14 protein-coding genes and 1 tRNA gene are annotated in these 13,078 nt (G+C 58.3%); 5 read left to right on the top strand and 10 right to left on the bottom strand.

Features of this window, described 5'->3' with window-relative positions:
• Positions 1–129 precede the first annotated feature (129 nt).
• Both HU743_RS12115 and HU743_RS12120 read left to right on the top strand, forming a co-directional pair.
• On the top strand, positions 130–399 hold the full coding sequence (locus tag HU743_RS12115; protein WP_186622505.1) for a DUF1654 domain-containing protein: 270 nt from the start codon (positions 130–132) through the stop codon (positions 397–399).
• 4 nt (positions 400–403) lie between these two features.
• On the top strand, positions 404–1,093 hold the full coding sequence (locus HU743_RS12120; protein WP_186551942.1) for an endonuclease I family protein: 690 nt from the start codon (positions 404–406) through the stop codon (positions 1,091–1,093).
• A 51-nt stretch (positions 1,094–1,144) separates the two neighbouring features.
• Here HU743_RS12120 and HU743_RS12125 read toward each other — a convergent pair whose 3' ends face one another.
• Both HU743_RS12125 and HU743_RS12130 read right to left on the bottom strand, forming a co-directional pair.
• Entirely contained in the window at positions 1,145–2,059 is a 915-nt protein-coding gene (locus HU743_RS12125) for a siderophore-interacting protein (protein ID WP_186648833.1), read from the bottom strand.
• Between the two features lie 87 nt (positions 2,060–2,146).
• Positions 2,147–2,515: an SPOR domain-containing protein gene (locus tag HU743_RS12130; RefSeq protein WP_186648834.1), complete on the bottom strand. Its 369-nt coding sequence runs from the start codon at positions 2,513–2,515 to the stop codon at positions 2,147–2,149.
• A gap of 250 nt (positions 2,516–2,765) precedes the next feature.
• On the opposite strand from HU743_RS12130, the gene csrA reads away from it, so the two are divergent.
• Positions 2,766–2,960 (top strand): carbon storage regulator CsrA, encoded by a 195-nt coding sequence (gene csrA, locus HU743_RS12135; RefSeq protein ID WP_003179932.1) that lies wholly within the window; start codon positions 2,766–2,768, stop codon positions 2,958–2,960.
• A 217-nt stretch (positions 2,961–3,177) separates the two neighbouring features.
• Here csrA and HU743_RS12140 read toward each other — a convergent pair whose 3' ends face one another.
• The 3 genes from HU743_RS12140 to HU743_RS12150 all read right to left on the bottom strand — a co-directional run bounded on the left by HU743_RS12140 (position 3,178) and on the right by HU743_RS12150 (position 5,353).
• Complete coding sequence (locus HU743_RS12140; protein WP_186648836.1) at positions 3,178–3,633, bottom strand: DUF2214 family protein; 456 nt, start codon at positions 3,631–3,633, stop codon at positions 3,178–3,180.
• 797 nt (positions 3,634–4,430) lie between these two features.
• Positions 4,431–4,625, bottom strand: coding sequence for a hypothetical protein (locus HU743_RS12145; protein WP_186648838.1), 195 nt, complete (start codon positions 4,623–4,625; stop codon positions 4,431–4,433).
• Positions 4,622–5,353, bottom strand: a complete 732-nt coding sequence (locus HU743_RS12150) for a zeta toxin family protein (protein ID WP_186648840.1) — start codon at positions 5,351–5,353, stop codon at positions 4,622–4,624. The genes HU743_RS12145 and HU743_RS12150 overlap by 4 nt, the downstream gene beginning before the upstream one ends.
• 57 nt (positions 5,354–5,410) lie before the next feature.
• Here HU743_RS12150 and HU743_RS12155 point away from each other — a divergent pair, with 57 nt between their 5' ends.
• Positions 5,411–5,671, top strand: a complete 261-nt coding sequence (locus HU743_RS12155) for a hypothetical protein (protein ID WP_186648924.1) — start codon at positions 5,411–5,413, stop codon at positions 5,669–5,671.
• Positions 5,672–5,769: 98 nt separating this feature from the next.
• Here the strand turns inward: HU743_RS12155 and HU743_RS12160 are convergent.
• A tRNA-Val gene (locus HU743_RS12160) sits at positions 5,770–5,846 on the bottom strand.
• Positions 5,847–6,028: 182 nt separating this feature from the next.
• Between HU743_RS12160 and HU743_RS12165 the strand changes: the two genes are divergently transcribed.
• Complete coding sequence (locus tag HU743_RS12165; protein WP_186648842.1) at positions 6,029–7,312, top strand: FAD-binding oxidoreductase; 1,284 nt, start codon at positions 6,029–6,031, stop codon at positions 7,310–7,312.
• Between the two features lie 56 nt (positions 7,313–7,368).
• On the opposite strand, the gene HU743_RS12170 is transcribed toward HU743_RS12165, so the two are convergent.
• Genes HU743_RS12170 through HU743_RS12185 form a run of 4 tightly spaced genes read right to left on the bottom strand, consistent with a single transcriptional unit; the run spans position 7,369 to position 12,949 of the window.
• The gene (locus HU743_RS12170) at positions 7,369–8,340 is read right to left on the bottom strand and encodes an XdhC family protein (protein WP_186648844.1); all 972 of its coding nucleotides are present in this window, start codon (positions 8,338–8,340) and stop codon (positions 7,369–7,371) included.
• Between the two features lies 1 nt (position 8,341).
• Positions 8,342–9,556 carry a cytochrome c gene (locus tag HU743_RS12175; RefSeq protein WP_238351736.1) on the bottom strand — a complete coding sequence of 405 codons (1,215 nt, stop codon included), beginning with the start codon at positions 9,554–9,556 and terminating at the stop codon, positions 8,342–8,344.
• Positions 9,557–9,585: 29 nt separating this feature from the next.
• Positions 9,586–10,125: a (2Fe-2S)-binding protein gene (locus tag HU743_RS12180; protein WP_186648847.1), complete on the bottom strand. Its 540-nt coding sequence runs from the start codon at positions 10,123–10,125 to the stop codon at positions 9,586–9,588.
• Positions 10,118–12,949, bottom strand: coding sequence for a xanthine dehydrogenase family protein molybdopterin-binding subunit (locus tag HU743_RS12185; protein WP_186648848.1), 2,832 nt, complete (start codon positions 12,947–12,949; stop codon positions 10,118–10,120). Before HU743_RS12185 ends, HU743_RS12180 begins: the two co-directional genes overlap by 8 nt.
• Positions 12,950–13,078 lie beyond the last annotated feature (129 nt).

The following is a 13,078-nucleotide window of genomic DNA, read 5'->3' on the forward strand; positions in this document are numbered from 1 at the left end:
GGGTGATGCCCCGTCCAGCATCTTTCCTACAAAAAACTCGACGCGCCTTACACCAAAAACCCAAAACCGCTGTCAGAGGATTTTCTTGAAATTTAAGCAGTTGCGAAATTGCTTACAGTTAAATACTGTATGCACGTACAGCTTAATAAGGATAACCTCGTGGCCACCTCTCCTGATGCTCCTGACGCTTACGAACGCATGGGCATGCGCGTTCAGAAAATCATCAACTCCCCCACCGCACAGAAAGCCAAAGCCGCACTGATCTTCCGCCTGCCAGACGAGCCGATGGACCAGTGGGAGCGTCTGCTTGAGGAAATCGACGAGAACGACAACGTCACCCTCGCCTACCGCGACGACGGTGGCGTGCAGATTTTTTGGGTTGTGCCGAAGGAAGATTGATTCAATGATTGTCCGCTGTTTTGCTCTACTGCTGCTGTTCGTCACCGTGGGTGCCTATGCTGGCGCTCCCCGCACATTCACTGAAGCCAAGAAGGTCGCCTGGACACTGTACGCACCGCAGTCCACCGAGTTTTACTGCGGCTGCAAATACACCGGCAACAGGGTCGACTTGAAGGCGTGTGGTTACGTTCCGCGCAAGAACGCCAAACGCGCGTCTCGTATCGAATGGGAGCACATCGTGCCGGCCTGGCAAATCGGCCATCAGCGCCAATGCTGGCAAGAAGGCGGGCGTAAAAACTGCACACGCTACGACCCGATCTATCAGAAAGCCGAAGCGGATTTGCACAACCTGGTACCGAGCATCGGCGAGGTCAACGGTGACCGCAGCAACTTCAGCTTCGGCTGGCTGCCAGTGCAGTCCGGCCAGTACGGCTCATGCCTGACCCAAGTCGACTTCAAGGCAAAGAAGGTCATGCCCCGCCCGTCGATTCGCGGAATGATCGCGCGCACCTATTTCTACATGAGCAAGCAATACGGCTTGCGCCTGTCGAAACAGGATCGGCGCTTGTACGAAGCATGGGACAAGACCTACCCGGTGCAGGACTGGGAGCGTCAGCGCAATCAAAGCGTGGCGTGCGTGATGGGACGAGGCAACGAGTTCGTCGGCCCGGTTAATCTGAAAGCTTGCGGCTGATCAATCGCGACAAAAAAAAGGGCCTCGAACAGGAATGTTCGAGGCCCTTTTTTACGCCTGAACACCAGGCTTGGTGTCGCGCCAATAGCCCATCAGGTTGAGCGCTTCGCGGGGAATGCCGCACTCCTTGATCAAGTACCTGCGCAGGCTCATGACCGCGGCACTTTCTCCGGCGATCCAGCCATAGAAACCTTCACTGGCCGTCTCGGCAACTTCCCAGAGAATGTCTTTATCGATATCGACCTCAGCCAACTCTACCGCCTGCCCCACAGCTGGCTGCACGGGCAGGATTGCACGACGCACTGCCTCCACCATCAGAGCACCGGCAATCACCGCGTCGGCTTGATCGCGAATCAGCCATTGTACTGAGAGCCCCGGCCAGTCCGGCACGGCGAGCATGTCTTGCGCGCTGTCGACTTCGAAGAATGCCTGCGTTTGCGGTGGCTTCGCGAGGGTCGCCAACTCATCGAGAATCCCCATCGCCGCTGGCAATGCCGTCGCATCCGCGACAATCAGCAACTGCGTGAGCGTTTTTGGGGGCTTCCATTCAAACCCACCGGTTTCTTTCGCTGAAAATTGCTTGTCAGGCGCAAGAATCTGCATCGAGTCCCCTGGCTGCGCTCGCAACGCCCAACGCGATGCCGGACCGGTTTCCCCATGCAATACAAAATCGATATCCACCTCGCCCTGTTCGGCACGCAGATGCCGGATGGTGTAAGTGCGCATCGCGGGACGACGATCCGCAAGCATCGACTTGAATCGAGCGTACCAACCATCTTCCCGGGCAAGCTTTGAGTGCGTGCCGTCAGCGGCGGGAAAAAACAGCTTTACTCGTTGGTCCGGTGCCCATGTTGCCATTTCGGTGACTGGCGGCCCCGTCAGCGTGAGCCGCATCATGTGTGGACTCAATTGCGTTTTGCGGTGCAAGGTGACATCGAACAGCCTGTAAGGATTGGCGGAAGCCATCGGGCGCTCCTTGTGGAAATCATCAGCGACTCCCATGAAAACGAATCGCGCCGGATCGCCTTTAGGCAACTCCGCCGAATGGCATGCTTACGGCGCGATCGGATGTTCGACCAACACCGATTCAATGTTCTGCTTTTTGGCTTTCACCAAAGCCGCATCAACCTGCACCTTGCGCGCTTCAGCTTCAGCCCGGGAATTGAACGGTCCGATGAGAATCCGCGTCTTGCCGCTGCTGTCCTTGATAACGGTCGGAACGAAAGCATGCTCGATCAACCAGCCACTCAGATCGCTGACGGCCTGAGGGGTTTCGCCACGCACTTCGAGATCCCACTGCGGCGCCGATGCCACCGCCGGCGCTGTCGCTACCGCCGCTTTCGGTTTTTGCTCCTCTACAGGATTGCCTTCACCACACCCTGCCAATGCCAGTGCCACGACCAACCAGACCAATTTGCGCACAACGCTTTCCTCGGAATTCTCAAAGCGGCGATCTTAACATTCATAAATACTTCGCGAGCCCCGCAAAATGGGCACAAAACAACGAGATTGATGATTGCAGCCTCTGTATAGTTACGCCCTGGGAATTAATGCCGCTTCTGCGCGTCAGAAAGAGGCACCCAAACCGTGAGACTTCGCACTAATCTATACGTACCACCGACTTCTGCACTGTCTGAATCAGGTGCCCTACAAAGCAATCAAGGAGAAGACCATGCTGATACTCACCCGCAAAGTCGGTGAAAGCATAAACATCGGTGATGACATCACCATCACCATTCTGGGCGTCAGCGGCCAACAGGTCCGCATCGGTATCAACGCTCCGAAGAATGTTGCCGTGCACCGTGAAGAAATCTATCAGCGCATCCAGGCTGGCCTGACCGCCCCAGACAAGCCACAGACGCCCTGAGCCACCCGCAGTCAGTAGCCAGTTCGTGTGCCTGCGCGCAATGACTGGCTAAAGATTCACGCGCCGTTTTGCCATCCGCTTCCCACTCCACTGGGTACGGCGCTTGAAACACCGGAACACTTCGTTACGCCCCCCTCCCTCTTGCCGCACGATACTACCTGCCATTCCTGTCACTGACTGTCGGACGTTTCCGATAGCGCACGGGGAATTCGCGCTCCTACCCCAAAGAGATGCCCCGCGCCATACCCGTCGCCGCGATGACCATGAGCGCCAGCAGCAGCGCTTCGACGTGACTGAGACGCGCAAACAGCCTTGCTCGCCCAGTGTCAGGCACCGCTCCCCGCGCCTTGCCGATCCGCCATTTGATCAATGTGATCATCGGTGCAAGCTCAATTAGCAGAATCAGTACAAACAGCGTCATCTTCAGATGAAACAGCGATTGATGAAGGTAGTAGTCAGCACCTTTTTCGTAGCCAGCAAAGGCTCGCATCCCGCCGGTGGTGAGCAAGATCAGCGCCGACACTCCCCAGATATTATCGGCCAGCAAAACCCGCCCGACCTCTCCCGTACCGGCCGCCAGACGACTGAACGCTGCACCGCGCGTCAGCACGGCCCAGAAGCCCAAGGCAAAAGCCAGAAGATGCACAGCGGCGAGGAACCAGTGACTCAGCATCGCTACCCCCAATCGGCAATCGTTAGAAAATCGGCCAGTCAGTAGTAGTCGAAAAAACCGCGACGTGCCTGTGGCTTGTCGCCGGGGATCAACGAGACACCAGGAGAGGAAATTTAACGGAGGGCAAAAGCCAAATCGCGGGCAAAAAAAATCCCAAGCAGCTGATGGAAGCTTGGGATTTAAAAATGCATAAACCGTGGTGGTGAACGCGGGACGGATGTTACTTAAATTCACAACCCTCAACAAGGCTTTTTGGATAACCGGTCGGTTAAAAAAAATCGTAACCTGTTCAATATCAGACAGATTTACGTTTTTCTCGGCATCAACGCCTTACGCCCACACTGAATCCCGAGCTACCTGGAGCGGACCACAATCGTGGAGGCAAGCATGTCGCCGAGGCGCTTACGTGAACCAAAGAAGATAAAGATCCAGTCCGGAATATTTAAAAACGGGGTAATGATAGTGCGCATAAAGGATTGGTAGAGATTGCAGTCCAGATGGCTGCGCTCGTCGATCAGGCCACCGATATGCGCCAGTATGGTACTGGTGGAGAGGCCCCAAGCCGACACCGAAGTCGTATGTCCATATCAAGCCGTGCAAAAGAATGCTTCGCCCACGCGATTGCTGTTATCGAGAAGCTAACCAGAGCCGTGGCGAAGGGAAGGCTCAAGGAGTCGGATCTGATGCTGCTGGAGCGCATCGCCGGCATGATGGAGAAGACCAACGCCCCCCAAGCCTTGAGCCAGACGCGAAAAAGCCCGGCAACTGCAGGCCGGGCTTTGGTGGTAGATACAGAATTATTTACATTTTGCAGCCATAAATTCGCCAGATTTCGTCGAGAGGATCACATCCTTCTGCTCGTCAATGGCCGCACGAGCCGCCATGCTATAGATCTCTCGCCTTTCTTCCGCAGACCCGTGGCGGAAAAAATCAGACATCGTCGACGAACCATGAAGTTTCGTCGAAGCGCCTGCTGCCTTCTCGCCTTTCATGGGAATTCTCCGTTCAAAATACGTTCAAGCTCGCTGGGATCATAGGGCTGGTTGATGAACCCGTCAATTTCGTCAGCCGAAAGGTTAATGCCAATATCGCCGTTCACCCCATCGTTATCCTTGATAATCACATCCACTTGCAACGCATCCTGAAACTCATCCTTGAGCGTACAGACAGAGACCTTTGCGGCATAGAATTGCCTGACAAACTCAGGACACGGGATGCTCCTTCCATCTTTCCTCTCTCTCGCAAGCACGAATTCCCAAGCAAGTTCAGGACGCTGATAGACATAGATTATTTGGGCGGACCTGTTTTCTTTATCGAGAGCTCGCGAGATATTTCGGCGCGCCACATCGAGATTCGCAAGAGTCCCATCCAGCAGGAACGATTGACGCTGCTGATAAACCAAATCAAGGGTTCGCTCGACAATGGTCGTTACTCCACGCTGAAAGAGCCTGGAATTCCGCCCTGTGTATTCACGGAAATAGACTCTAAAATCGTCAGGATCGATTCGTAACGCTTTCGACACGCCGACCTGCATCATCCCAATAAATGCCTTGGACACCTCAGTTTTCCCTGCGCCAGGCGACCCTGCCATGAACACAGAGACGGGGTACTCATCGCTCGGATAGGTCTTCAAACAGGCCAACTCCCGGGCAATACGGGTTCGGTTTTGCTTCGCAAACATCACAGCACGCTCAGAAACTGCTTGCTCTTCCTGGGTCATGGCTCATCCCTCTAAGGGGCTGGACTTTAACACCTCTATCCTGCGTAAGCCCGGCGCATGGCCGGAATGCTGTTCACTTACCTGACCCACTACTCGACGAAAGCCCGCAAGCGGTCGCCGTTCGACGCCAAGCTTCACTGGAACGCCGTCACGCCCGACCACCTGACCAAGTCATTTGCCCAGGCGCGGGACTCCTCGCAGGAATACATCCAGGCGCTGCTGGGCCACGCGGACGAGAAGATGACGAAGCACTATCAGGAGGGTCACGGCGACAAGACGATCGACTACGTTGAGGTGAGCGCCGAACTGGCGTTTTGAGGTGGGGGTTTTGCAAAAGTTTTGCAAATCGCAGACAACAAAAAAGGGCCCACCTTTCGGTGAGCCCTTCCAGACCGCCCAGCAGAGCGGATTTTGTTTGGTAGGCGCGATTGGACTCGAACCAACGACCCCCACCATGTCAAGGTGGTGCTCTAACCAACTGAGCTACGTGCCTGCTGTGAGGCGGCATTCTACGGAATTCCGTAGGGGTGTCAACACCTTTTTTTCACCTAACCCTATGAATATGCAAAATATTTAATTTCAGCGTGCCGACAGAGATTTTCAGTGGCTGGCGGAGGTTTTTCAACTCGGGTAGGATCGGCGCACTCGTAAAATATATTAAACAGAGGCTGCAGGATGGCGAACACCCCTTACCCAGAGTCTTATTATGCGGCGTCGGCCAATCCCGCACCGCCACGCCCTGTCCTGCAGGACGATGTGGAGACGGATGTCTGCGTGATCGGCGCCGGGTATACCGGGCTGTCCTCTGCCCTCTTCCTGCTGGAGAGCGGTTTTCGAGTGACGGTACTGGAAGCGGCCAGGGTCGGTTTCGGTGCCTCGGGGCGCAATGGCGGGCAGATCGTTAATAGCTATAGCCGTGATATTGATGTGATCGAGCGCAGCGTTGGCCCTCGGCAGGCGCAGATGCTTGGGCAGATGGCTTTCGAAGGCGGGCGGATCATTCGTGAACGCGTGGCCACGTACAACATCCAGTGCGATTTGAAGGACGGCGGCGTGTTCGCCGCCCTGACGGCGAAGCAGATGGGCCATCTGGAATCTCAAAAGCGCCTTTGGGAGCGTTTCGGCCATAGCCAACTCGAATTGCTCGATCAGCACCGGATCCGCGAAGTCGTGGCTTGCGATCAGTACGTGGGCGGCATGCTCGACATGAGCGGCGGCCACATCCATCCGCTGAACCTGGCGCTCGGCGAAGCGGCTGCTGTCGAATCCCTCGGTGGCACTATTTATGAGCAGTCGCCTGCGGTGCGCATCGAGCGCGGCGCCAATCCGGTCGTGCATACCCCGCAAGGCAAGGTCAGGGCGAAATTCATCATCGTTGCCGGCAACGCCTACCTCGGCAATCTGGTGCCGGAACTGGCCGCCAAATCGATGCCCTGCGGCACACAGGTAATCGCCACGCAACCGCTGGGCGATGAGCTGGCAAACACCCTGTTGCCGCAGGATTACTGCGTCGAAGACTGCAATTACTTGCTCGATTACTATCGCCTGACGGCTGACAAACGCCTGATCTTCGGCGGCGGCGTGGTGTACGGCGCGCGGGATCCGGCGAATATCGAAGCGATTATCCGCCCGAAAATGCTCAAGGCCTTTCCGCAACTCAAGGATGTAAAAATAGATTACGCGTGGACGGGCAACTTCCTGCTGACCTTGTCGCGCTTGCCGCAGGTTGGGCGTCTGGGTGACAACATCTATTACTCGCAGGGCTGCAGCGGCCACGGCGTGACTTATACGCACCTGGCCGGCAAGGTGCTGGCCGAGGCGTTGCGTGGGCAGGCTGAGCGTTTCGATGCGTTCGCTGATCTGCCGCATTACCCGTTCCCGGGCGGGCAATTGCTGCGTACGCCGTTTGCGGCGATGGGGGCCTGGTATTACGGGTTGCGTGACAAGCTCGGGTTCTGATCAGTGCTGTGGTGAGGGGATTTATTCCCTCACCACAGGGTTTGTGTAACGGCGGTCTATAGCTGATCCCGAGCAATCCCTCTGCGAATCCGCAGGATATCCGCCAGCACCGCCAAGGCAATTTCTGCCGGTGTCTTGCTGCCAAGATTAAGACCGATCGGCGCATGAATCCGCGCCAGTTCCGCCTCACTCAAACCACCAATGCGCCGCAAGCGCTCGAAACGCTTTTGCGATGTCTGCTGCGATCCCATCACGCCGATGTAGAAAGCGTCAGTGCGCACCGCTTCCATCATCGCCAGATCGTCGATGCGCGGATCGTGGGTCAGTGCCACCACCGCCGTGTCGCGATGACAACCGCCATCGGCAATAAACATCGATGGCAATTGCCGACGGATTTCCACGCCGTCGAGCAGCACGCCTTCAAGCACCTCGTCGCGCGGATCGCAGAGAATCACTTCAAACCCGAGCCCAAGCGCAAACTCGGCGCACGCCTGCGCCACACTGGAATAGCCGGCGAGCAACAAGCGCTGCGCTGCGCCAACACGAATGCGTACCCGATCGTTTTCGCGCGCAATCCGCGCACCCTGCTCGCCATCAGCGAACAGACTGCGCGCACCACTGACCAGATCGATCTCGCGAATCAAGCGACGCTGCCCCAGCAGCGCCGATTGCAATTCTCGCAAGTGCATCTGCACCGCGCAGTCGGCGTCGAGTTTCTCGACCAGCACATCGAGAATGCCGCCACAGGGCAGGCTGACCCGCGAGCGCGGGTCCTCGGCGGCGCCGTAACGCACGATGCTGACCGGATCGAGAAATGCACCTTCGGCGACGCGTTCGAGAAAATCCTCTTCGACGCAGCCACCGGACAGCGAACCGATCCACTGTCCGCCATCGTTCACCGCCAGCAGCGATCCTGGCGCACGCGGTGCCGAACCGTAAGTCGTCAGCACCGTGCACAACCAAATGCGCCGCCCCGCTGCCGACCACTCCAGCGCTCGCCGCATCACTTGCAGATCAAGATGCTGCATGTCAGTGCGCCTTGTGCTCGATCGACGGCGCATCCGCCTGCAGCTTCTGCACTTCGCTCACCGCCAGTTCAGCGGGCTGCCCGCCCCAGCCTTGGCGCAGATAATTGAGCAGATCGGTCAATTGCTCCGGGCTGAGTTTGCCGGCGAAGCCAGGCATCGGCTGCATGTGTTCAAAGCCGGAGAACTTCTGCTCGCCGATACCATCTTCGATGACCCGCAATAGATTGCGTGGATCTTCCAGACGCAACGTGGTGTTGCCACGCATGGCCACCGCGATATGCGGTTTGCCTTCGCCACCGACCGCGTGGCATCCGGCGCAGACGTTCAAATACTCCTGACGACCGCGCTGGGCACTGACGCCAAGCTTCTCTGCCGGTACCTCAACAAGCGCTTGGGCCACTGGAGGTTTGTCGCCGAGCAAGAACGTCGCCATCGCCGCCAGATCGGCATCGTCGAGGCCTTGCGTGCTGTTGTGGAACACCGGGAACATCTCGTTGAACATCGTCCCTTGCGCGCTCATGCCGTGTTTAAGGAAGGTGCTCAGATCCTCCTGGTTCCAGCCACGAGCCGCCAAGTCGGTGGCCAGCAGACTCGGCGCCAGATAACCATTGAGAATGCCGCCGGTCATGCGTTTGTCCAGTTGCATCGCGCCGGGCAGGCCGCGCGGGGTGTGGCATTCACCGCAGTGGCCAAGAACATCGACCATGTACTGGCCACGCTTCCACGCTTGGCTTTTGCCTTCGGCTGGCTCCAGCTTGAGGTCTTTGCCGTACAGCATATTCCAGCCGGTCAGGCCCAGACGGACGTTGAATGGAAAGCTGAGGCTGGTCACCGGTGCTGCACGGTCGATCGGCTCGATAGTTTTCAGGTACGCGTGAATCGCATCGGAATCGGCGCGTGGCATCAGGTGATACGAGGTATACGGCATCGCCGGATACAGGTTCGCACCATCTCGCCGCTTGCCCTCGGTCAGCGCCGCAAAGAACTCGTCGTCGTTATACAAACCGATGCCATGTTCCTTGCTCGGCGTGATGTTGGTGCCGTAGATCGTGCCGAACGGCGACACGATCGGCAGGCCGCCCGCATAAGGCGCGCCACCCGGCGCGGTGTGGCAGGCCATGCAGTCGGCGGCGCGGGCGAGGTACTCGCCGCGCTTGACCTGATCGTCGGCATGTGCAAACAGCAGCGGCGCAGCCAGCCCGAGCGTCAGGGTCATGGTCAGGCGGGTCAGTAACAGCTTCATGCTCAACCCTCCTTGACCAAACCGAGATCGGTCAGCACGTTGCGGGTAGCGTTGTAGTAACGCACGTACCCTGTACAACGGCAGACGTGATGACCGAGGCTTTCCTCGATGACCTGTTCGAGCTGGCTTTTGACGATTGGCTGGCGTTGCAGCTTTTCAACCAGCACCGTCGCGGCGTTGACGAAGCCCGGCGCGCAGTAGCTGCACTGGAAGGCGAACTCATCGACGAAGCGTTGCTGGATCGGGTTCAGCGCGGTGACCTGACCCTGCTCGTCGCGGGTCGCATGGCCTTCAATCGTGCGAACCTTCTTGCCCTCGAAGTAATGCGCGCCGGTGATGCAGGTGCGCACTTCTTCGCTGGTGCCGTCGGGGTTGTCGACGATCACCACACAGGCATGGCAGATGCCTTGGCCGCAACCCAGGCGCGAACCGGTGAGGTTTTTGTATTCGTGCAGATAGTCGATCATTGGCAGGTCATCAGGGATGTCCACCGGGCCGACGGATTGACCGTTGAGAGTCATTTGAAGCGGACGGTTAGCCATTGAGGGCCTCCTTGATGCGCGCAGCAGTGATGGGCAGATCGCGAACACGTTTACCGATGGCATGGGCCACGGCGTTACCGATGGCACCGACAATCGGGATCATCACCACCTCGGCGATGCCTTTGGACGGATCACTTGGCGACAGCGGCGGCAGAATTTCCGCGGTCTGTTTCCACACCGCAACGTGGCGCGCCATCGGCAAACGGTAACGGTTGAAGTTCCAGTCACCCTCCCCCGGCCCGCCTTCGTACAACGGCATTTCTTCCATCAGCGCGTGACCAATTCCCATGGCGATACCGCCTTCGAGCTGGCCCTTGACCAGCTCTTCAACCAACACACGCCCGCACTCGACCCATGAATGGTGGTTGAGTACTTCAACTTGCGCCGAGCCTTTGTTGACTTTGAGTTCGACCAGCGTGGCGACCGGGCTGTAGTAAGTCACCGCTGCGTTGTTCAGTTGAACCAACGGGTAGTTGACGTTCTGGCGATCGAGCAAGTGGAAACCGGCACTGTTCATCTGCGCCTTTTTCGCTTGTGGTGCACCCTCACCGTACTTCACCGCAAGACCGTCCAGCGGCAGCCGCTCGCGCACGCCGTCGATGCTGTATTCAGCCTCGGCCCAGCTCCAGCGGTTGAAACCGTGCACCGTGGCAGCTGTCACCAGACCGCGTTCGTGGGCACGCTTGGCCAGCTCCTCGAAACTCAGTGGCTGCATACCGTTGGCGGTCAGTTTGCCGTCGACCCAATGCGCGTCTTCGCGACGCACCACGTAAGGGTTGGCCTGGCCGCCATACGGGCCCTGACGCCAGATCTCCAGCGCTGCCGGCCACAGGCCGTGATTGAACAGTACGCGCGCGGCTTCCCGCGTGGCGTGACTAAAGTAGTAAGCCGAGTTGGTCGCCGACGACGCCGACGCCAATTTGCCGACCCAGCGCGGGTTGCGCAGCAGCGTGTCTTGCTCGGCCTGACTCATGATGTAAGGGTTGCCGCTGGTGATCAGCTGCATCTCCTTCCATTCGGTTTCACCGGTCTTCACTTCGTGCGCCGGGCTGCCGAGGAAATCTGCCACGACCAAGGCTTGCGAGGTGGACATTCCGGTGCCGATCTCGATACCGATGTGGCGCAAGGTGATGCGCCCGTCGGCGGTGAACTCGATGCTGGCCATCGGTGCTTCGGAACCGGTACCGAAGTCTTTCTGGCAGATGGCGAAACCGACGCCATACCAGTTGTCCGGGTCAGCCGCTTCGCGCTGCTGCTTGATTGCGTCGCGATTCTTCCAGACTTCGTGGACTGCGGCCTTGTCGAGAATCTCGTGCAGGCGCAGCGCACCGGCCGGGATCGCGCCCTGAGTGTTTTTCATCCCCGAACGCAGAGCGTTCTTGCGGCGTAAATCGATCGCGTCGACACCCAGGCGATCGGCAATTTCGTCAACCATCATCTCGGTCGAGGCCATGCTCTGCAGAGTGCCGTAGCCGCGCATCGAACCCGCTTCTACCGCCCGCGAGTGATACGCGGTGACCTGCAGATCATTCTGCGGCATGTAATAGATCGACTGCGCCGCGGTGGCGCCAACCGCGGCCACCGACGGGCTGTAGTTGATCCGGCCACCGCCGTCGACGCTCATCTCGGCGCGGAAGACCTTGAAGGTGTAGTCGTTCTTGTCCACGGCCAATTGGTAGCGGATGTCGAACGGGTGGCGCTTGATGCCGCTCTGGAACTGCTCGTAGCGATCATTGGCCAGACGCACCGGCACACCGTCGCCATACAGCGCAGCGAGCGCTGCGTAGTAGACGAAAATGTTGTGGTCCTTGGAGCCGTAACCGACGGTGTAACCTGGGTGCATGTTCAGATTGGCGAGACCAAAGCGCGACGGCGCGATCATTTTCGCGGTATCGGTCGCCACTTCCAGCGGGCACTGAGTCGCCACAACGAAATGCAGGGTCTTGGTTTTCGGGTCGTACCAGCCGTTGCCGTTGTCCGGCTCCAGTGCGGCCGGTTCGATCGATGGCGTCTTGTAACGCTCATCGAACACCAGCCAGTTGTCTGGCGGGGTATCGATCTGTTTCTTCATCCGTTCGGCGTAGAACAGACCACGCTCGGTCAGGTTGCCGTGCAGGTTCGGTTGGGAATTCCACACCGGACGGCGGTTTTTCAGCATCGGGAACAGGATCGAGTCCTTGAGGCTGGCGAACTCGTCTTCGTCTGCCGAGGTCGGCCCGCCGACGCGCACATAGCGGAAGCTGCCGTAGGGATCGCCTTCGTAGAACGGCACTTTGGCGCCGTAACGAATCGCCTTGTCATTGAACTTGAGTTGGTTCTTGGCCTGGCGAAAGCGCTCGAAATCATTCCAGATCAGGATCGCCACCGGGTGACCGATGAACATCGGCACCTTGCCTTGCGGCAGCAACGGATCGGGGGCGTGTTCTTCGGGGAAGACGATACCGTCCTTGTCCAGGTCGGCGGCGGTGACGATGCGGTCCGGCTGCAGCTCGGCGCCGAGCCACGACAAGTCGTAGCCGTCATAGATGCGGTCGGCCTTGATGGTTTTCAGCAGCATGGCGTGACCTTGCTGCTGCGGCCAGCCCGGCATGTCCTTGGCACGGATGTCGCGGGCAAACACCTTGGCCCCGCAGACCTTGGACAAGGCGTCGTTACGCTGCCGCGCCTTGCCGTTATTGCCGAGCCACTGCTCGGAGGGCACGGTCACACTGGTTTCCATCAAGGCAGCCAGCGCCTGACTGCTGAGCGGTGTCAGCGTGACGCTCACACCCGCCACCAGCCCGCCCTGAAGGAACGAGCGCCGGGATATATCACGGTTGGACATGGATCATCCTCTGGGCGGTTATGGGTCCGCCCTTTTGGTTATGTACTGGGAATCTCGAGTCGTGCAGAAGCCCTTTCTGGCGAAGCAAAGAGCTGTGTTGACAGTGCAAAGCTGACCGAAAGGTTAACT

It is taken from the genome of Pseudomonas sp. SWRI99 (assembly GCF_014270125.1).
GTDB lineage: Bacteria > Pseudomonadota > Gammaproteobacteria > Pseudomonadales > Pseudomonadaceae > Aquipseudomonas > Aquipseudomonas hamedanensis.

Coding starts and splice junctions, on each gene's coding strand:
- HU743_RS12120 (WP_186551942.1), top strand. CDS start 404: ATGATTGTCCGCTGTTTTGCTCTACTGCTGCTGTTCGTCACCGTGGGT.
- HU743_RS12125 (WP_186648833.1), bottom strand. CDS start 2,059: ATGGCTTCCGCCAATCCTTACAGGCTGTTCGATGTCACCTTGCACCGC.
- HU743_RS12170 (WP_186648844.1), bottom strand. CDS start 8,340: ATGCAGCATCTTGATCTGCAAGTGATGCGGCGAGCGCTGGAGTGGTCG.
- HU743_RS12155 (WP_186648924.1), top strand. CDS start 5,411: ATGGCCGGAATGCTGTTCACTTACCTGACCCACTACTCGACGAAAGCC.
- HU743_RS12115 (WP_186622505.1), top strand. CDS start 130: ATGCACGTACAGCTTAATAAGGATAACCTCGTGGCCACCTCTCCTGAT.
- HU743_RS12165 (WP_186648842.1), top strand. CDS start 6,029: ATGGCGAACACCCCTTACCCAGAGTCTTATTATGCGGCGTCGGCCAAT.
- HU743_RS12185 (WP_186648848.1), bottom strand. CDS start 12,949: ATGTCCAACCGTGATATATCCCGGCGCTCGTTCCTTCAGGGCGGGCTG.
- HU743_RS12175 (WP_238351736.1), bottom strand. CDS start 9,556: ATGACCCTGACGCTCGGGCTGGCTGCGCCGCTGCTGTTTGCACATGCC.
- HU743_RS12145 (WP_186648838.1), bottom strand. CDS start 4,625: ATGAAAGGCGAGAAGGCAGCAGGCGCTTCGACGAAACTTCATGGTTCG.
- csrA (WP_003179932.1), top strand. CDS start 2,766: ATGCTGATACTCACCCGCAAAGTCGGTGAAAGCATAAACATCGGTGAT.
- HU743_RS12180 (WP_186648847.1), bottom strand. CDS start 10,125: ATGGCTAACCGTCCGCTTCAAATGACTCTCAACGGTCAATCCGTCGGC.
- HU743_RS12140 (WP_186648836.1), bottom strand. CDS start 3,633: ATGCTGAGTCACTGGTTCCTCGCCGCTGTGCATCTTCTGGCTTTTGCC.
- HU743_RS12150 (WP_186648840.1), bottom strand. CDS start 5,353: ATGACCCAGGAAGAGCAAGCAGTTTCTGAGCGTGCTGTGATGTTTGCG.